Below are 18904 nucleotides of genomic sequence, written 5' to 3'. Positions count from 1 at the left end.
CTGCCGCTTTCGCGAGCAAGCCCGCTCCCACAGAGAGATTGGGGCAGGAGGCCTCTCGCCCTGAACCCGGCCGCCGCGTTGTGCCATGTAGATCGCATTCAGCCTTTTGGGGGGCTGCTGCGCAGCCCAGCGGGAGCAAGCGCCCTCGCCACAATGGATTTCATTGCCACAAGGAATTTCCCCCACCACAAGGAATCGGCATGGCTTGACTGAACGGTGTGCCCCTGGGAGGGTTATTTGCGCTTGAGCATCTCCGGCAACTGCGCCACCAACTTCTGATTATTCAACGGCGCCCGAATAAACCCACGCTGAGTACCGTCCGGCCCGATGACGGCGAGGTTGCCGCTGTGATCAACCGTGTAGTTAGGCTTACTGGTATCCGCCGGAATAAACGGAATGCTCACCGCATTCGCCAGTTTCTGCAGGTCTTCAACCGATGAAGCCGTCAACCCCACGAACTGCGGATCGAAGTACCCCAGGTACTGCTTCAGTTGCTTGGGCGTGTCGCGGTTCGGGTCGACGCTGACCAGTACGATCTGCAACTTATCCACAGCCTCCTTCGGCAACTCGCTTTTAATCTGGCGCAGTTGGGCGAGGGTGGTGGGGCAGATGTCCGGGCAGAAGGTGTAGCCGAAGAACAGCAGGCTCCATTTATCCTTCAAGCCATCGATTGCCACGGGCTGGCCGTCCTGGTCGGTCATCTTCACGTCCGGCAGGTTGCGGCTCTGGGGCAGCAGGATGATGCCGGCGTCGATCAGCGCGGTCGGGTCGCCCTGGCCTTTGCCGGACAGCACCTTGTTGATGGTCAGGCCGAGGATCAACGCGATCACGGCCACGAGGATGAAGACGGTTTTCTGGGTTCGAGTCATAGGCTCAACAGTAAGTAATGATCTACAAGCAGGGCGATGAACAGCAGGAACAAGTAATAGATAGAGTACTTGAACGTATTGATCGCCGCGTGCGGCCGACTGCCACGGTACAACACCACGGCCCATTGCAGGAACCTGGCGCCCAGTACGAGCGCGCAGACAAGATAGAGCATCCCGCTCATATGGATCACGAACGGCATCAGGCTCACCGCCAGCAGCACCAGGGTGTAGAGCAGGATATGGATCTTGGTGTAGTGCTCGCCGTGGGTGACCGGCAGCATCGGGATGTCGGCCTTGGCGTATTCCTCTTTGCGGTGGATCGCCAGGGCCCAGAAATGCGGTGGGGTCCAGGCGAAGATGATCAGCACCAACAACAGTGGTTCGGCGCTGACATGCCCGGTGGCCGCGACCCAGCCCAGCAGCGGTGGCGCTGCGCCGGCGAGGCCGCCGATGACGATGTTCTGCGGCGTTGCGCGTTTGAGGAAGCCGGTGTAGACCACCGCGTAACCCAGCAATGAGGCGAGGGTCAGCCAGGCCGTCAGTGGGTTGGTGAAGGCCAGCAGCAAGGCTTGGCCGATCACGGCCAGGGCCAGGGCGAAGGTCAGCGCGGCGGCGGGGGAGATGCGCCCTTCGGCCAGTGGCCGTTTGTGGGTGCGGGCCATGACTGCGTCGATGCGCCGGTCCACCACATGGTTGACCGCCGCCGCGCCGCCGGCACACAGGGCGATGCCGAGGTTGCCGAACACCAGCACCGTCCACGGCACGCCAGCGCGGGTGGCGAGGAACATGCCCACCAGCGAGGTGATCAGCATCAGCACCACCACTTTCGGTTTGGTCAACTCCAGGTAATCGCGCCAGATCGCTTGGCTGTGGCGTTCACCGGTCAAGGTTGCCATGGCATCTCTCCTTTTATTGTTAGGGGGCTGGCGCCGTGTTTATGCGGGTTGAACCGCCAGCGCAGCGGGACTTGATGCTTGACCCGGACCAGGCTGGTACGGGCGTGATAGTTGACCAATACCAGGGTCAGCAGCAACGCGGCGCCCCCGGCGTTGTGGGCGACGGCCACCGGCAGCGGCAGATGGAACAGCACGTTGCTGATGCCCAGGGTGATCTGCGCCGCCAGTGCAGTCAGCACCAGCCCGGCCAGGCGGGTCATGCCGACGGTCTTCAATTGCCAGGCCAGCCCCAGCAGCACCACGGTCACCAGCAAGGCGCCGATGCGGTGGGTCAGGTGGATGGCGGTGCGGGCGTCGCTGTCCAGTTGCCCGCCCAAGTAGTTGGGGCCGATGTGCTGGGTCAGGTGGAAGCCGTTGGCAAAGTCGGCCGGTGGCAGCCATTGGCCGTGGCAGGTGGGGAAATCGATGCAGGCCACGGCGGCGTAATTGGAGCTGACCCAGCCGCCGAGGGCGATCTGGCCGATCACCAGCAGCAGCCCGGCGGTGGCCCAATGTTGCAGGCGCTTGGGCACGGTCAGCGCCGGCAGCACGCCGGACAATCGCAAGGTCAGCAGGAACAACAGGCTCAACGTCGCGAAGCCGCCCAGCAAATGCCCAGTGACCACTTGCGGCCACAGTTTCAGGGTCACGGTCCACATGCCGAATGCCGCTTGCGCGAAGACCACCGCCAGCAGGAACAACGGCAACTTCAATGGCTGGCCCGGGCGGTGGCGGTTCATCCAGGACCGTGCCGCCAACGCTACGATCATCAAGCCCAGGGTCCCGGCGAAGTAGCGATGGACCATTTCGTTCCAGCCCTTGTGGGCTTCCACCGGGGCGTCGGGAAAGTGCAGTTCGGCATGGGCCAGTTGGGCTTCGCTTTTGGGCACGCTGATGAACCCGTAGCAACCGGGCCAGTCGGGGCAGCCGAGACCGGCGTGGGTGAGCCGGGTGTAGGCGCCCAGCAGGACGACGATCAATGCCAGCAGCGTGGCAAACAGCGCGAGGCGAAATCCAGGTTTGGCCATGTCGATGCCCTCATCCGATGTTCGACAGTTTCAGCAAGTGGCGCAGGTCGTTGAGCAGGTCCTTGCCCTTGACCCGGGCGTCGTAGCGCAGCACCAGGTTGCTGTGGGGGTCGATGATCCACAGCTGGGCGCCGCCGGAGCCCTGGGCGCCTTTCTGATAGGCCGGCAGGTCCAGTGGGTAACGTTGCAATTGCGGGTATTCGCGCTGCAGTTGGGCGTCGTACTCGGCGTCGAGCGGTTGCGCGATAGCCAAGGCATGGCTGGCGCGAGAGGCTTCGCGGCCCAAGCCGATCTGGACTTGCCGGGCCAGGTACACCAGTTGCCGGCAATCCACTGAGCATTCCTGTGGTGCCGTGACCAGGATCTGCCAGCGCTGTTCATCGGCCTGTACGCCAATCTCGGCACGGGTCTGGCCGGTGCCGATCAGTTCGCCGTGGTAGCTGCGGCTGTCAGGCACCCAGAACTGGAACTTATACATGCCGGTGGCCAGGATCATCGGGCCGATCACTCCGAGCACGATCAGCAGCAATTGCACGCGGCCCTTGCGACGGTTGTGTGCCGCGGGCGCCTCAGACGTGTTGGTTGGATTCATGGTGCTTCCCATGGTGTCTCCCTGCGTTGTGCCATCCGAGATAAAGAAAAAGGCCGAACAGGGCCGCCGCCATGGCGAACCACTGCACGGCATAACCGAGGTGTTTTTCCGGGCCCATGGCTACCACCGGCCAATCGGTCCGGTAGGCGCCGGGGCCGCTTTGTTGGCGCATTTCATAAGCGAAGCCGCTGCGGCCCAGGTCGGCCCAGAGCTTGTCCGGCTCGATGGCAGTGACCAGTCGCGGCCAGGGGGCGCCCGCCGGGTCGGGGTGGAGCTGGAACGTCGCGCCCGGTGCGACATAAACCCAGGCCTGGAGGTTGACGGCTTGTTCCGGCGTGTCGAAGACCGGCGGGGTGCGCCGGTCCGGCCAGGGCAACCAGCCGCGATTGACCAGCAGCCACAGCCCGGTGCGGTGGTCGAGGAACGGTTGCAGCAACTCGACGCCGACCTTGCCGTCGTGTTGGCGGTTATCCAGCAGGATGCTGTGCTCGGCGTCGAACTGGCCCTGCAGCGTGACCGCTCGAAAGGCCGGGTCGCTGGTGTGCGCCAGCTCGGTGCTGTCCAACGGCGGCGCCACGCGGCGCTCGGCGTAAGTGTCCATGAGCACACGCTTCTGTTCGCCCCGGCTCAATTGCCAGAACCCCAGGCACACCATCACTGGCACCAGCACGGCCACCACCAAAGACGGCACGATGCCTGGCCGGAAACCTTTCATGGTGCCGTCCGAAAGCCATCGAACGGGATAGCTATACTCACGTGCATCGCGTCCCCCCGGAGTGTTCCTGATGCTAAAAGCAGCCATCGTCCTGATGCTGATTGCCACGATTGCCAGCCTGTTCAGCGGCCTGTTTTTTCTGGTCAAGGACGACAGCAGTTCCAATCGCCTGGTCATCGCCCTGGCGATCCGGGTCAGCCTGGCCGCCGTCACCGTCGGCCTGATCGCCTGGGGTTTCTTCAGCGGCCAGTTGGTGTCCCACGCGCCCTGGTAGCGTTTGCGTCAGAGCACGTAGACGAAGATGAACAGGCCGATCCACACCACATCGACGAAGTGCCAGTACCAGCTCGCCGCCTCGAAGCCGAACTGGTGCTCGTTGTCGAAGTGCCCGCGCATGATGCGCATCAGCATCACGAACAAAATGATCGTGCCGATGGTGACGTGGGCGCCGTGGAAACCGGTGAGCATGAAGAAGGTCGCGCCATAGACGCCGGAGCCCAGGGTCAGGCCCAGCTCTTTGTAAGCGTGGATGTATTCCTCGGCTTGGAAGCCCAGGAAGGCGCAGCCCAGCAGTACGGTGATCGCCAGCCAGATTTTCAGCGCACCGCGATGGCCTTTTTTCAGGGCATGGTGGGCGATGGTGACGGTGACGCTGGAGCTGACCAGCAGCACCGTGTTGAGCAGCGGCAAGCCCCAGGGGCTGATGACGTCCTTGGGCGCCGGGAAGAGTTTTGGATCGGGGTTGTTCAGCAACGGCCAGGCGAACTCGAAGCTCGGCCAGAGCATGTGTGACAGGCCCTTGGTGCCTTCACCCGCCAGGCCGGGCGCGGAGATCATGCGCACATAGAACAGGGCGCCGAAGAACGCGATGAAGAACATCACCTCGGAAAAGATGAACCAGCTCATGCCCCAGCGGAACGAGCGGTCAAGCTGGGCGCTGTACAGCCCGGCGCGGCTTTCCTTGATCACCGCGCCGAACCAGCCGAACAGCATGTAGGCCACCAGCAGGCCGCCGACGAAAAAGATCAGCGGGCCGTGGGATTCGGGCCGGGCGGCTTTCAGGTCGTTGAACCAGGTCGCCAGGCCATACACCGTGACGAACATCCCGACCGTGGCGATGATCGGCCATTTGCTCTGGGCCGGAACGTAATAGTGTTCGTGAGTTGCCATTTATTGTTCTCCTTATCGGGCACGCTATCGGTCAGTGTTTAAAGCCACCGGTGGATGACGAGCGGTGATATCGAACAGCGTGTAGGACAGCGTCAGATGCTTCACTTCCTTGGGCATGTCCCGGTCAACGATGAAGCGCATGGGCATTTCGATGCGTTCGCCGGGTTGCAGCACTTGCTGGGTAAAACAAAAACATTCGGTCTTGTGGAAATAGGCCGCCGCGGTGCTCGGTGCGATGCTCGGCACCGCCTGGGCACTCATCGGCCGGTCGGTTGGGTTGTGGGCGACAAAGACCATTTCGTTCACCGCCCCCGGCTGGACCACCAACTGATCGCCCTTGGGGTAGAAGTCCCAGGGCATGTCCACCGAATTGGTCGACAGGAACTGCACGCGAACCTGGCGCGACTCATCGACGGTCTGCTCGCCTTCGTACTGCCCGGCGGTCTTGCCGTTGATGCCGAACGCCTTGCACATCACGTCGTAGATCGGCACCAGGGCAAACCCGAAGATGAACATGGCCACCACCACCAGCAGCAGTCGGGTGACCAGTTTCTTCATCGAAATCGAATCAGCCATGATTTCCAGTCCCTACCAAGAACCCTGTGGGAGCGAGCTTGCTCGCGATAGCGGTGTGTCTGACACACCGAGTCGCTGCCATCGCGAGCAAGCTCGCTCCCACATAAGGCCCCGGTGTCATCTATTTCACTTCCGGCGGCGTGGTAAAGGTGTGATACGGCGCCGGCGACGGCACGCTCCACTCCAGCCCTTCGGCCCCATCCCACGGTTTGGCCGGTGCCGGCTCGCCGCCGCGGATGGTCTTGATCACGATGAACAGGAAGAAGATCTGCGTGGTGCCGAACATGAACGCGCCGATGGACGAGACCATGTTGAAGTCGGCGAACTGCAGGTTGTAGTCGGGAATCCGCCGGGGCATGCCCGCCAGGCCGACGAAGTGCATCGGGAAGAACGCCAGGTTCATGCCGATGAACGACAGCCAGAAGTGCAGCTTGCCGAGGGTTTCGTCGTACATGTGGCCGGTCCATTTCGGCAGCCAGTAGTAGGCCGAGGCGAAGATCCCGAAGATCGCGCCGGGCACCAGCACATAGTGGAAATGCGCGACCACGAAGTAGGTGTCCTGGTACTGGAAGTCCGCCGGGGCGATGGCCAGCATCAGCCCGGAGAAACCGCCGATGGAAAACAGGATCACGAACGCCACGGCAAACAGCATCGGCGTCTCGAAGGTCAGCGAGCCTTGCCACATGGTGCTGGCCCAGTTGAACACCTTCACCCCGGTGGGCACGGCGATCAGCAGGGTGGCGTACATGAAGAACAGCTCGCCCACCAGCGGAATGCCGACCACGAACATGTGGTGCGCCCAGACGATGAACGACAGGAACGCGATGGCGGCCGTGGCGTAGACCATCGAGGTGTAGCCGAACAACGGCTTGCGCGAGAACGCCGGGATGATCGAGCTGACGGCACCGAAGGCCGGCAGGATCATGATGTACACCTCGGGGTGGCCGAAGAACCAGAACACGTGCTGGAACAGCACCGGGTCACCGCCACCGGCGGCACTGAAGAAGCTGGTGCCGAAGTGGATGTCCATCAGCATCATCGTCACGCAGCCGGCCAGCACCGGCATCACCGCGATCAGCAGGAACGCGGTGATCAGCCAGGTCCAGACGAACAGCGGCATTTTCATCAGGGTCATGCCGGGGGCTCGCAGGTTGAGGATGGTGGCGATCACGTTGATCGCGCCCATGATCGAGCTGATGCCCATCAGGTGGATGGCGAAGATGAAGAACGTCACGCTTTCCGGCGCATAGGTGGTGGACAGTGGTGCGTAGAAGGTCCAGCCGAAGTTCGGCCCGCCCCCCGGGGTGAACAGCGTTGACACCAGCATCAGGAATGCCGCCGGCAACAGCCAGAAGCTGAAGTTGTTCATGCGCGGCAGGGCCATGTCCGGCGCGCCGATCATCAGCGGGATCATCCAGTTGGCGAGGCCGACGAACGCCGGCATCACCGCGCCGAAGACCATCACCAGGCCGTGCATGGTGGTCATCTGGTTGAAGAATTCCGGCTGCACGATCTGCAGGCCGGGCTGGAACAGCTCGGCGCGGATCACCATGGCGAACGAACCGCCCAGCAGGAACATTGAGAAAGCGAACCACAGGTACAGCGTGCCGATATCCTTGTGGTTGGTGGTCAGCACCCAGCGCATCAGGCCCTTGGCGGGGCCGTGGGCGTGGTCGGCACCGGCATGACCGTGGTCATCGATCACAGCACTCATGTCCTGTCTCCTTCGAACGAGTGGGCTGGACGGCGCGGGGCGATGAGCCCCGACCGGTTACGGGAACACACGTCAGGCCGGCTCATTTGCTTTCCGCCTGTTTGAGTTCCAGCACTTCTTTAGGCGTAACCATGTCGCCCTTGTTGTTGCCCCAGGCGTTACGTTCATAGGTCACGACCGCGGCGATATCGACTTCCGACAGCTGCTTGCCGAACGCGGCCATGGACGTGCCGGGCTTGCCGTGGAAGACGAGGCTCAGGTGATCAGCCTTGGGCCCGGTGGCGATCTTCGAACCCTTGAGCGCCGGGAACATCGGTGGCAGACCCTGGCCTTCGGCCTGGTGACAGGCCACGCAGGTGGTGTGGTAGACCTTGTCGCCACGTTCCTTGAGTTCTTCGAGCGTCCATTCCTTGCTGGTCAGCTCTTTGAGCTGCGCGGCTTCGGCCTTGCGTTCGCCCAGCCATTTCTCGTAGTCGGGCTTGCTCTTGACCTCCACCACGATCGGCATGAAACCGTGGTCCTTGCCGCACAGCTCGGCGCATTGACCGCGGTACAGGCCGGGCTTGTCGACACGGGTCCAGGCTTCGTTGACGAACCCGGGGATCGCATCGCGCTTGACCGCGAAGGCCGGCACCCACCAGGAGTGGATCACGTCGGCGGAGGTCACCAGAAAGCGCACCTTGGCATCGACCGGCAGCACCAGCGGCTTGTCGACCTCCAGCAGGTAATGCTCGCCCTTGGCGCTCTGGTTATGGATCTGTTCGGCGGGGGTCGCCAGGTTGCTGAAGAACTCGACGTCCTGGCCCAGGTACTTGTAGTGCCACTTCCATTGATAGCCAGTGATCTGGATATCGATGTCCGACTCGCTGGAGTCGTACATCTTGATCAAGGTGGCGGTGGCGGGAATCGCCATCAGCACCAGGATCACGAAGGGCACGATGGTCCAGAGGATTTCGACGCGAGTGTTTTCGTGGAAATGCGCGGCATTCTGGCCGGTTGAGCGGCGGTGCATCATCATCGACCAGAACATGGCGCCGAAGACGATGATGCCGATGACCACACAGATCCAGAAGATGGTCATGTGCAGGTCGAACACTGCGTTGCTGATCTGTGTCGCTCCAGGCGCCATATTCACAGTCCAGGCCGCTTGTGCCTGGCTGAAAATCGACCACAACAGGAGGCCCATCCATACGTGTGGATGTCGCGTCATTGCGGGTTCCCCTTATCGTTCTTGTTATCCCGTAGGCGTAACGCCTGCGGCAAGGGAGAGCGGCTACATCAGACTACGAACTCGACCGCCGTGCCTTGCTGCCTATGTATCGGGTTCATCAGCTAACTCCATTCCAACCCGAGTATAGACAGCACCTGCAACCTCGCAACGCGATGGCGTAAATCGTTTGAAACAGCCGGGGCTTGCGCTAGAGCCCACGAATGGAGAAGGATGCGAGCCTGAGTGATGGCAAACCGATATAACTGCGACGCAGCAAGGATGAGGCGGTTATGAAAAATAGGTCTTAGGAGTGTTTTTGGGCCAGCTAAGTTATGTCTTCCCTATTTCTTTGCCTTTGTTTCCTGGAGTTGTCATGAACACCGCCGCATTGCGCGAGCAGATCCAAAAAGCCCAACAACACGAAGCCGAGACCGGTCAGTTGAGCCGTCAGTTGACGGCCCAACTGCCGAACCTGCACCGAGCCATTCAATTGCCGGACGCGAACGCCAACGACGTCCTGGCGCGTTTTGTCGCCGCCTACATTGATGAAGTCCCCGACCTGCTGGATGCCGCCAATGATGTCGCCAGGGAGGCGGGTATCGAGTCGCAGATCAAACCGGTACTGAAGATTGCCGAACAGTACTTCCTCCAGCCGCCGACCATCATGGCCGGGCATGTCGGGCTCGACAGCCTCCTGGACGAAGCCTACCTGGCCCATCGGTTCGTCGAAGAGGTCAACGACCTGTACATCAAGCATTTCGGCCAGCCATTGATCCCCTTGGACATGACGGTCGCCAATCTGATCGCTCACCAGTTGATCGGTGAGGCATTTGCCAATCAACTCGATGAAGTGGTCCATCACACGTTCGATGAGATGCTCAACGACGAGACGTTTGCATTGGAGTCGGTAGAAACCTACCGCGAGAAGCTCAGCAGCCCGGAAACCGGCGCGGCCTGGAAGCGCTGGCCGTGCATGTCCCGTCGTCTGGGCGTGGGACTGGAGCTGGATCAGCCGGCGGCTTGATCCATCAGGACAACTTAAAACCTTTGTGGGAGCGAGCTTGCTCGCGATTGTATTGGACCAGCAACATCACAGTTGGCTGATACACCGCCATCGCGAGCAAGCTCGCTCCCACAGGGTTTCTTGGGTGTCAGGCGGACGCCGCGCCAACCCCTACGGTCGTGCGCAACCGCCCCTCCAACCTACGCTTGAGCCCGCGGGATTCGATCAGCAGCTTCGAACCCTTGCTGGCATTCGCCCGGCCCCATTCTTCCAGCAACTCCAGGCACGAGTGGTCGATGTAGCTCAGGTTGTTGAGCGGCACATGCACGGTGGCGCCGGTCGGTATGGTGCCCAGTACCTGGGTCAATGCCGGCACCTTGAGGAAGGTGGCGGCTCCGACCAGGCGCAGTTCCATCTCACCTTCCTGGGGCAGGTCGATCAGGCTGATTTTCAGGCGCGAGGCTTTCCAGGCCAGTTTCGCCAGGGTCAGGCCGAAGCCGATCAGCACACCGGTCAGCAGGTCGGTGAAGATGATCGCCAACGCCGTCGCGGCGTAAACGAACATCGGCATCCGGCCATAACGGCCCAGGCTGCGAAACGCCTTGAGGTCTACCAGTTTGAAACCGGTGTAGACCAGCACACCCGCCAGGCTCGCCACCGGAATGCTTTGCAGCACGCTGGACAGCAACAGCACGAACAGCAGCAACCACAGACCGTGGAAAATCGTCGACATCCGCGTGGTGGCCCCGGCCTGGACGTTGGCCGAACTGCGCACGATCACCCCGGTCATCGGCAAGGCGCCGAGCAGGCCGCAGAGCATGTTGCCGATACCTTGTGCCGACAGTTCCCGGTCAAAGTCCGCCCGTTCACCGCTGTGCATGCGATCGACAGCGGCCGCTGACAGCAGGGTTTCGGCGCTGGCGATGAAAGCCACCGCGAACGCGGCGATCAGCAGTGTGGGGTCGGCCAGGTTCAGCAGGTCCGCCGGGCGCAGCCAATCAATGGCTTCAGCCATGTTCTCCGGCACTTCCACCCGCTTGACCTGCAAGGCCAGCAGCAGGCTGGCGACGGTTGCCAGGCCGACACCCAGCAAAGCACCGGGAACGAAGCGCAGACTGTGGGGGCGAAACTTTTCCCACAGCCACATCACCGCAATCGTCGACAGACCGAGCAGGCCCGCCTGCCAGCCGAAGGACGGCAAGGCCTGGGCCACTGCCGCCGGGAACGCCGCCAGGTTATCCAGCCCGGAAGGCTTGGGCGCGGCGTCGAGCATCACATGGACCTGGGACAGTATGATCAGCACGCCAATACCTGCGAGCATGCCGTACACCACGGCCGGCGCGGTGACCCGGAACCAGCAGCCCAGGCGAAAACGCCCGGCCAACAATTGCAGCAGACCGGCCAGCAACAGGATCGGCCCGAGCATCGCCACGCCATGCTGGCGCACCAGCTCGAAGACCAACACCGCCAAGCCGGCGGCCGGGCCACTGACTTGCAGCTTCGAGCCGGCCAGGAAACCCACCACCAAACCACCGATGATGCCGGTGATCAAACCTTTGGCCGGTGGCAGGCCAGAGGCGATGGCGATGCCCATGCACAAAGGCAGGGCCACCAGAAACACAACCACCGAAGCCAATAGCTCCCGTGGCAGTACAGCTTTTAATTGAGCAGCACGCATGGCGACTCTCCCGAAGTTTTCTTCAGGCATGGCGAGGCCCTACCGCGCAAACAGCGGTAAGGCTTGAACCATGCAAGGATGATTAGGAGTGGTTAGAAGCGCGCTTTGGGCGTCGCCACCGGTATCGGATGGCTGCCATCGAGCGGCAGGAAACGTCCCTGGTCCGCATCGAAGGCTTTGATCTCGCTGGTCTCGATGTTGTACACCCAGCCATGGATGAACAACTGACCGCTGGCCATGCGCGACGCTACCGAGGGATGCGTTCGCAAATGCTGCAGCTGCGCGATCACGTTCTCTTCGGTGAGGATGGGCATGGTCTGTTTTTCGTCGCCGCACGGGCAGTTGTCATGGACCATGGTCTTGGCCACTTCGGCGTGGCGCAGCCAGGCCTTGACCGTGGGCATTTTTTCCAGGGTGTCGGGGTTGAGTACGGCACGCATGGCGCCGCAGTCGGAATGGCCACAGACAATGATGTGTTGCACACCGAGGGCCAGCACGGCGTATTCGATGGCGGTGGAGACCCCGCCGTTCATCTGCCCGTAAGGCGGCACGACGTTGCCGACGTTACGGGTCACGAACAGGTCGCCGGGGGAACTATGGGTGATCAACTCGGGCACGATGCGCGAATCGGCGCAGGTGATGAACATCGCCCGGGGCGCTTGGGCGGTGGCGAGTTTCTTGAAGAGTTCTTCCTGTTGCGGAAAGATCTCGTGATGGAAATGCAAAAAGCCGTCAACAATATGCTGCAGCGCTGCATCGGCGGTTTCCGCCTCGGGTTGGGCTGAAGCCGACGCAGCCAACGGCTGTTTATCCTTGTCACTCATGATTCATCCTCTTTTGACGGTATGACGCCAGTGGCTGGTTAAAATACGTCCAGGTCGTAATCCCCGACCTGTCAGTCACTCGCTGAACAAGGTAGCTGCCGAAACTTAACTCAAACTGAAATCGAAGGCTCTAGGACAACGATTTCAGGGGTGGCGAAACGCTGGCGCAGTTCATGTCCAGTCGCCGTTCCAGGGTCAACTTTAATCAAATCAACGACATCTGTCGGCCCGGCGGACAGAAGGCATCGCAGTCAAGATTGTATCCGTCGCGGCGCTCCAGTCCCAGGCGCTTGAGTGCCTTGGCGAATCGCTGGGCCAGCAGGTCGGCGAACGGGCCTTCGCCGCGCATCCGCGCACCGAAGCGGCTGTCATACAGTTCGCCACCGCGGCTCTGGCGCACCAGGCTCAGCACGTGGGCGGCGCGTTGCGGGTAATGCGTCTGCAACCACTGCTCGAACAGCGGCGCGACTTCCAGCGGCAGGCGCAGCATGACGTAGGCGGCATTCTGCGCGCCAGCGGCGTGGGCTTCGGCCAGCAGGCTCTCGATCTCGCTGTCGTTGATCATCGGGATCATCGGTGCGCACAGCACTCCCACGGCAATCCCCGCCTCGCGCATGACCTTGATCGCCCGCAGCCGCGCCTTGGGCGCCGCCGCGCGGGGTTCGAGAATGCGCTTGAGTTCATCGTCCAGGGTGGTGAGGCTGATCATCACGTGCACCAGGCGTTGTTGCGCCAGCTCGGTCAGCAGGTCCAGGTCGCGCAGGATCAGCGAACCTTTGGTGACAATGGTCACCGGATGCCGATAACGCAGCAGCACCTCGAGAATCTGGCGGGTTATCCGTTGTTCGCGCTCGATAGGCTGATAGGGATCGGTGTTGGACCCCAGTGCGATCGGTGCGCATTGATAGCCGCGCCGGGACAATTGCTCTTCCAGCACATCGGCGGCATTGGTCTTGGCGATCAGCTTCGTTTCGAAATCAAGCCCCGGCGACAGGTCCCAATAGGCATGGCTGGGTCGTGCATAGCAGTAGATGCAGCCGTGCTCGCAGCCTCGGTACGGATTGATCGAGCGGTCGAACGGGATATCGGACGAGGTGTTGCGGGTAATGATGGTCTTCGCCGTTTCGATGCGCACTTCGGTGCCCTGGGTCTGCGGGACTTCCTGATACCAGCCGTCATCTTCGGCCACCGAGCGACTCGGGGCGAAGCGGTTGTGCGGGTTGGTCGCGGTGCCGCGGCCGCGCGGTGGAAGGGGGGCTGGCATGGGAATACTCCGAAAGCTGTATGTGCATACAGTATTCGCTGTGTTCGATTAAGACCAGTGCCATTCAGCAGCTCAAATACCGGATCGGCGTTCACACGGCTTTGACGTTCTCCTCACAGGCTTTTAACCGCAGCGAGACGAGACTGAACCTCTCGTATTTCTTCATTTTCGGTCGTCCGTGCATGTTCAAGTTCTGCTCCCGTTCGTTGCTCTGCCTGGCCTTGCTCACCGGGCTGGCCGAGGTACCCGCTCAAGCGGCCGATTCCCCTGAGACGAGGCCCGCTGAATGGGCGCAGCCGGTGGAAAAGGACTACAACCTCTACCAGATGTCACCGACGCTCTACCGCAGTTCCCTGCCGGACGGCGGGGCGGTGCCCTTGCTGACGAAGCTCAGGATCGGCACGGTCATCACCTTCCTGCCGGAGTCGGACAAGCGCTGGCTGTCCACCCCCGGCATCGAGCAAGTGCAGTTGCCCTATCGCACCAATCACGTCGATGACAGCGACATACTCAGGGCCTTGCGCGCCGTCCAGGCGGCCGAAGCCAAGGGGCCGGTGCTGATGCATTGCAAGCACGGCTCGGACCGCACCGGGCTGGTGGCCGCCATGTACCGGGTGGTGGTCCAGGGCTGGAGCAAAGAAGACGCCCTGAATGAAATGACCGAAGGTGGCTTCGGTGACAGTCATCACTTCAAGGACGGGGTGCGCTACATGATGCAGGCCGACATCGACAAACTCCGCACGGCGCTGGCGAACGGCGATTGCAGCACCAGCGTCTTTGCCCTTTGCTCCTTGGAAAGCTGGGTCAATTCAACGACGCCGGCGCAGCACCTCGACCCCCAGGTGGCGCTGCCGCAGCATTGATCGGCGGCGCGCCGGTAAAGGCGGCGATGGATTCGGACAACGGTCGCAAGTCGCCCGGGGCAAAAATGGTTTCGCGCAGTGCCCGGCCTGTTGCCGGGTTGAACAGCCCGTCACGCTGGAATCGCTGGAACACGTTGGCGGCCAGCGCCTTCGACCAGGCATAGGCGTAGATCCGCGCGCCATAGCCGGTCACCAGGTAATCCAGGCCATTGGGCCAGCGCTCGTTCGCGGACACCGGCAAATGCCCCACCTGCGCACTGGCTTGATCGAACACCTGCTGAACGGTCCGCCCATCGCCGTGGGTGCGGTGCAGTTCCATGTCGAATAACGCGTTGCGCAACAGGACGGCGGTTTCCCAACTGGCCTGGGTGGTGGCAAAGGCCAGCAGTTGGCCGGCGACCTTGTCAGGCATCGTCGCCCCGGTTTGATAGTGCCTGGAGACCCGCACCAGGCATTGCCTGGAGAAGCACCATTGCTCGAACAACACCCCGGCAAACTCGGCGGTGTCGCGGGACAGGCCAGAGACGCCCGAAAGGTCACGGTATTCGGCACGGGTCAGGACATGCTGCAGGCAATGGCCGAACTCATGGAAAAGAATCCGCAGTTGCAGATGATCGAGCAGGACCGGGTCCGCCCCTACGCCGCGCGGCAGCCAGCCATGCAGCGTCGCAATGGGGTGTCGCGGGCGTCCCTCGGCGGTGATGCGGCGGCTGCGCAGGGTGGTGGTATGGGGGTAACCGTCTCGGCTTGAATCCGCAAACGGATCGAAATAGAGGTAGCCGATGACCGCTCCCCATTCGCTGACTTCGAAAAGACGCACCTCCGGGTGCCAGGTCGTCACGTCATGTCGCTCGGCGAAGCTCACTCCGAACAGCTCCGTCGCCATCAACAATAGCTGTGCGAAGGTGGATTCCAAGGGGAACCAGACGCTCAGCGCTTCCTGGGAAAGGCCCGCTGCCTGCTGGCGAAGTTGATTCGCCAGGTAGGGGTAGTCCCACGGCTGGAGTTCGTTGAAACCCTGTTGCGTGGCAAAGGCCTTGAGCTGGCGCGCGTCCCGCTCGAAAGCGCCGTGCTGTCGTTTGAGTTGGGCCCGCAGGAACGCCAGGACTTCTTCGGTCGACACGGCTTGCTCGGGCTCGATCGCCATTTGAGCGAAATCCCCATAGCCCAGGACGGTGGCGTACCGATGACGGTCTTCCAACAACTGCCTGAGGATGTCGCTGTTGTCGAAATGGCCCGCCTGGGGGCCCTGATCCGAGGCGCGTGTGCTGTAGGCCTCGTACATCTGCTGACGTAGGGCGCGGTTGTCGGCGTATTGAGTGACGACGCCAAACGATTCCTCGCTGAGCGTCAGCAACCATCCCGTGCGCCCGGCGTCGCGTGCTCGCTGGGCCATCTGTTGTTTGAAGCGCGACGGCAGGCCGCTCAGCGGGGCGTCATCGTCAAACGCTTTGCTCCAGGCCTGATTGGCCATGTGCAGGTTTTCCAGGAACAACCCCTGGAGCTCGTTGATGCGCAACTTCAACAGATTCAGGTCGGCCGACAGGTGCCCTGCCGACCTGTTCCGGTGAAACTGGCCGAGGATTTTCTTCAGGACCCGTTTGCGAGCCGGGGTGAAATGCTCGGCGATCTGGCTGTCTGCCAAGCGCTGGTAAAGCGTGAACAGCGTGGGGTGTTGTTTGAGTTCAACCTGGAAGTCATGCAGCCGCTCAGTGCATTCCAGGGAGGCCTGCGCCCAGGCCGCCCCTGGCCTGGTCGTGGTCAGGAGATGCAGCAGGTAGCCGAAACTCTCCAGGCGCCCATGGATTTCGTCCATGGCCAGCACCAGGTCATCCCAGGTGGGAAAGGGGGTCTGGGTCTTGATGATGTCGGCCACTTGAGCGCGACTTTCCACCAGGATCCGCTCCAGGGCCGGGGAGAAATGCCGGGCCTGGATGTGGGCAAACGGGGGCAGGTCATAGGCCTGCAACAGCGGATTGTCAGCGTCGAGCATGGGAACCTTCCTGTCAGTCTGTACTGGCTGGACAGTCTGTAAAGGAAGGGCCCGGGTCCGGCGGTAAATATGTATCGCTTCCGGGCCGGGCGGCCCGGAAGGTGATGCCGCAGATGTCAGTCGGTCTTTTTCTTCAACTTGGGGTTGGGGAAAAACTGCACCGCCTGGACCTTGGCGTCCGGCACCTTGGGCGCCGGGGTGTTCACACGGGTGCCCAATTCCTTGGGCACCGACAGGCCTTGCTCGTTGAGCGTGTCGGCATAACCGCAGGCCACGCATTCGCGGTGCGGCACGCCGTCTTCGTTCCACATCATCAACTTGTCCGGCTCACTGCACGCCGGGCAGACCGCCCCGGCGATGAAGCGTCGCTTGGTAATCACAGGCCCCTCGCTCATGCTGCCGCGTCCTCACTCAGGCCGCTATGGCGCAAGAGTGCGTCAATCGACGGCTCACGGCCACGGAAGTCGACGAACAGCACCATCGGTTCCTGGGAGCCGCCACGGGCCAGGATCGCCTCACGGAAGGCACGCCCGGTGTCGGCGTTGAGCACGCCGTCCTCTTCGAACTTGGAGAAGGCATCGGCTGACAGCACTTCCGCCCACTTGTAGCTGTAATAGCCCGCCGCGTACCCGCCGGCGAAGATGTGGGCGAAGCTGTTGGGGAAGCGGTTGTAGGCCGGTGGGCGCATGACCGACACCTCGTCGCGCACGCCTTCGAGCACTTGCAGCACGCTGCGGCCATCGCCGTGGGTGGCGTGCAGCTCGAAGTCGAACAGCGAGAACTCCAGCTGACGGACCATCATCAGGCCGGACTGGAAGTTTTTCGCCGCGAGCATTTTTTCCAGCAGGTCCTGGGGCAGTGGTTCGCCGGTTTCGTAGTGGCCGGAAATCAGCGCCAGGCCTTCGGGTTCCCAGCACCAGTTCTCCATGAACTGGCTCGGCAGTTCCACCGCATCCCAGGCCACGCCGTTGATGCCGGACACGCCAGCGTGTTCGACGCGGGTCAGCAGGTGGTGCAGGCCATGGCCGAACTCGTGGAACAGGGTGGTGACTTCATCGTGGGTCAGCAGCGCCGGCTTGCCGCTGTCGGCCGGGGTGAAGTTGCACACCAGGTTCGCGACGGGGCTTTGCAGGACGCCTTCGAAGGTGCGACGACGGTCGCGGGCACCGTCCATCCAGGCGCCGCCACGCTTGTTGGCGCGGGCATAGAGGTCGAAGAAGAAGCGGCCGACGTGCTGGCCGTTCTCCTTGATTTCGAACAGGCGCACGTCTGGGTGCCAGCTGTCGAAGCCTTTCAGTTCGGCGATCTCGATGCCGTAGAGACGCTGGACGATGGCGAACAGACCGCTCAGCACCTTGTCGATCGGGAAGTAGGCGCGCAGGGCTTCCTGGGCCACGCTGTAACGCTGCTGGCGCAGTTTTTCACCGTAGAAACCGCTGTCCCAGCTTTGCAGGTCGGGGCAACCCTGTTCGGCGGCATAGGCCTTGAGCTGTTCCAGGTCCTGGGCGGCGAACGGCTTGCTGCGCTTGGCCAGGTCACGCAGGAAACTGAGGACCTGATCGCTGGATTCGGCCATCTTGGTTGCCAGGCTCAACTCGGCGAAGTTGGCGAAACCGAGCAATTGGGCCAGTTCCTGACGCAGGTCGAGGATCTGTTCCATCACCGGGCCGTTGTCGTTCTGGCCGGCGTTCGGGCCCTGGTCCGAGGCGCGGGTGCAGTAGGCGGCGTAGACCTCTTCGCGCAGGGCGCGGTCTTCGGCGTAGGTCATCACCGCGTAGTAGCTGGGGAATTCCAGGTTGATCAGCCAGCCGTCCAGCTCCTTGGCCTGGGCGGCCGCGGCCATTTGTGCCTTGGCCGAATCGGTCAGGCCGGCGAGGGCGGTTTCGTCAGTGACGTGCTTGGTCCAGGCCTGGGTCGCGTCCAGCAGTTGATTGGAGAAGCGGCTGCCCAGCTCGGACAGTTTGCTCTGCACCTCGGCGTAGCGCTTCTGCTGCTCGGGCGGCAGGTCGATGCCCGACAGGCGGAAATCGCGCAGGGAATGTTCGAGGATGGTTTTCTGCGCCACGTCGAAGCCGGCGGCTTCCGGGCTGTTCGCCAAGGCTTCGAAGGCCTGGAACAGTTCGCGGTTCTGGCCCAGTTCGGTGGAGTAGGCACTCAGCGCCGGCAGGCAGGCCTCGTAGGCTTCGCGCAGTTCCGGGCTGTTGCGCACGGCGTTCAAATGACTGACCGGGCTCCAGGCGGCGCCCAGGCGATCATTGAGCTCGTCCATCGCCAAAACCAGGCCGGCCCAGGTAGGCTGCTGGACTTGGGTCTTGAGGATTTCGGCAATGGCCGCACGGTTATCAGCCAGGATCTGCTCGATGGCCGGTTGCACGTGCTCGGCACGGATCGCCGAGAATGGCGGCAGGTCATAGGGCTGCAAAAGAGGGTTGTTCACGCTCACGGTCGACACCTTGGCTGGAAGAAACAT

Annotated in this window: 18 protein-coding genes; 3 read left to right on the top strand and 15 right to left on the bottom strand. The window is 62.2% G+C overall.

Going from position 1 to position 18904, the window contains the following annotated elements:
- Positions 1 to 233 precede the first annotated feature (233 nt).
- The 5 genes from J4E53_RS13820 to J4E53_RS13800 are packed head-to-tail and all read right to left on the bottom strand — an operon-like array spanning position 234 to position 4139.
- A complete protein-coding gene (locus J4E53_RS13820) occupies positions 234 to 869 on the bottom strand; it encodes an SCO family protein (RefSeq protein WP_092167730.1) in 636 nt (211 codons plus the stop codon).
- Entirely contained in the window at positions 866 to 1765 is a 900-nt protein-coding gene (gene cyoE / locus J4E53_RS13815) for a heme o synthase (RefSeq protein WP_060739833.1), read from the bottom strand. The genes J4E53_RS13820 and cyoE overlap by 4 nt, the downstream gene beginning before the upstream one ends.
- Positions 1753 to 2832 carry a heme A synthase gene (locus J4E53_RS13810; protein ID WP_092258342.1) on the bottom strand — a complete coding sequence of 360 codons (1080 nt, stop codon included), beginning with the start codon at positions 2830 to 2832 and terminating at the stop codon, positions 1753 to 1755. The genes cyoE and J4E53_RS13810 overlap by 13 nt, the downstream gene beginning before the upstream one ends.
- 10 nt (positions 2833 to 2842) lie before the next feature.
- Complete coding sequence (locus J4E53_RS13805) at positions 2843 to 3436, bottom strand: hypothetical protein (protein WP_103308936.1); 594 nt, start codon at positions 3434 to 3436, stop codon at positions 2843 to 2845.
- Entirely contained in the window at positions 3402 to 4139 is a 738-nt protein-coding gene (locus J4E53_RS13800; RefSeq protein WP_103308932.1) for an SURF1 family protein, read from the bottom strand. Before J4E53_RS13800 ends, J4E53_RS13805 begins: the two co-directional genes overlap by 35 nt.
- A 70-nt stretch (positions 4140 to 4209) precedes the next feature.
- Here J4E53_RS13800 and J4E53_RS13795 point away from each other — a divergent pair, with 70 nt between their 5' ends.
- Positions 4210 to 4413: a twin transmembrane helix small protein gene (locus J4E53_RS13795; RefSeq protein WP_060739830.1), complete on the top strand. Its 204-nt coding sequence runs from the start codon at positions 4210 to 4212 to the stop codon at positions 4411 to 4413.
- A gap of 8 nt (positions 4414 to 4421) precedes the next feature.
- On the opposite strand, the gene J4E53_RS13790 is transcribed toward J4E53_RS13795, so the two are convergent.
- The 4 genes from J4E53_RS13790 to coxB all read right to left on the bottom strand — a co-directional run bounded on the left by J4E53_RS13790 (position 4422) and on the right by coxB (position 8809).
- On the bottom strand, positions 4422 to 5309 hold the full coding sequence (locus J4E53_RS13790) for a cytochrome c oxidase subunit 3 (protein WP_103308931.1): 888 nt from the start codon (positions 5307 to 5309) through the stop codon (positions 4422 to 4424).
- Positions 5310 to 5333: 24 nt separating this feature from the next.
- Positions 5334 to 5885: a cytochrome c oxidase assembly protein gene (locus tag J4E53_RS13785; protein WP_092167719.1), complete on the bottom strand. Its 552-nt coding sequence runs from the start codon at positions 5883 to 5885 to the stop codon at positions 5334 to 5336.
- 121 nt (positions 5886 to 6006) lie between these two features.
- A complete protein-coding gene (gene ctaD, locus J4E53_RS13780; protein WP_063323567.1) occupies positions 6007 to 7599 on the bottom strand; it encodes a cytochrome c oxidase subunit I in 1593 nt (530 codons plus the stop codon).
- Between the two features lie 82 nt (positions 7600 to 7681).
- On the bottom strand, positions 7682 to 8809 hold the full coding sequence (gene coxB / locus J4E53_RS13775) for a cytochrome c oxidase subunit II (protein ID WP_060739826.1): 1128 nt from the start codon (positions 8807 to 8809) through the stop codon (positions 7682 to 7684).
- 373 nt (positions 8810 to 9182) lie between these two features.
- Here coxB and J4E53_RS13770 point away from each other — a divergent pair, with 373 nt between their 5' ends.
- Complete coding sequence (locus tag J4E53_RS13770; protein WP_060739825.1) at positions 9183 to 9833, top strand: hypothetical protein; 651 nt, start codon at positions 9183 to 9185, stop codon at positions 9831 to 9833.
- Positions 9834 to 9960: 127 nt separating this feature from the next.
- On the opposite strand, the gene J4E53_RS13765 is transcribed toward J4E53_RS13770, so the two are convergent.
- The 3 genes from J4E53_RS13765 to J4E53_RS13755 all read right to left on the bottom strand — a co-directional run bounded on the left by J4E53_RS13765 (position 9961) and on the right by J4E53_RS13755 (position 13578).
- Positions 9961 to 11490: a SulP family inorganic anion transporter gene (locus tag J4E53_RS13765; protein WP_060739824.1), complete on the bottom strand. Its 1530-nt coding sequence runs from the start codon at positions 11488 to 11490 to the stop codon at positions 9961 to 9963.
- 92 nt (positions 11491 to 11582) lie between these two features.
- Complete coding sequence (locus J4E53_RS13760) at positions 11583 to 12314, bottom strand: carbonic anhydrase (protein ID WP_060739823.1); 732 nt, start codon at positions 12312 to 12314, stop codon at positions 11583 to 11585.
- A gap of 205 nt (positions 12315 to 12519) precedes the next feature.
- Positions 12520 to 13578, bottom strand: a complete 1059-nt coding sequence (locus tag J4E53_RS13755) for a PA0069 family radical SAM protein (protein WP_103308930.1) — start codon at positions 13576 to 13578, stop codon at positions 12520 to 12522.
- Positions 13579 to 13760: 182 nt separating this feature from the next.
- Between J4E53_RS13755 and J4E53_RS13750 the strand changes: the two genes are divergently transcribed.
- Positions 13761 to 14441, top strand: a complete 681-nt coding sequence (locus J4E53_RS13750) for a tyrosine-protein phosphatase (protein WP_103308935.1) — start codon at positions 13761 to 13763, stop codon at positions 14439 to 14441.
- Here J4E53_RS13750 and J4E53_RS13745 read toward each other — a convergent pair.
- The 3 genes from J4E53_RS13745 to prlC all read right to left on the bottom strand — a co-directional run bounded on the left by J4E53_RS13745 (position 14383) and on the right by prlC (position 18904).
- Positions 14383 to 16434 carry a M3 family metallopeptidase gene (locus J4E53_RS13745; RefSeq protein WP_103308929.1) on the bottom strand — a complete coding sequence of 684 codons (2052 nt, stop codon included), beginning with the start codon at positions 16432 to 16434 and terminating at the stop codon, positions 14383 to 14385. The genes J4E53_RS13750 and J4E53_RS13745 overlap by 59 nt on opposite strands.
- A gap of 116 nt (positions 16435 to 16550) precedes the next feature.
- A complete protein-coding gene (locus J4E53_RS13740; protein WP_060739820.1) occupies positions 16551 to 16829 on the bottom strand; it encodes a YheV family putative zinc ribbon protein in 279 nt (92 codons plus the stop codon).
- Positions 16826 to 18904, bottom strand: a complete 2079-nt coding sequence (gene prlC / locus J4E53_RS13735; RefSeq protein WP_177431711.1) for an oligopeptidase A — start codon at positions 18902 to 18904, stop codon at positions 16826 to 16828. Before prlC ends, J4E53_RS13740 begins: the two co-directional genes overlap by 4 nt.

Origin of the sequence: Pseudomonas sp. FW305-28 (assembly GCF_017351395.1) — a bacterium.
Classification (GTDB): Bacteria; Pseudomonadota; Gammaproteobacteria; order Pseudomonadales; family Pseudomonadaceae; genus Aquipseudomonas; species Aquipseudomonas fluorescens_AA.
Note: the sequence above shows the minus strand (reverse complement) of the source record. Positions and strands in the feature narration are given on the sequence as shown.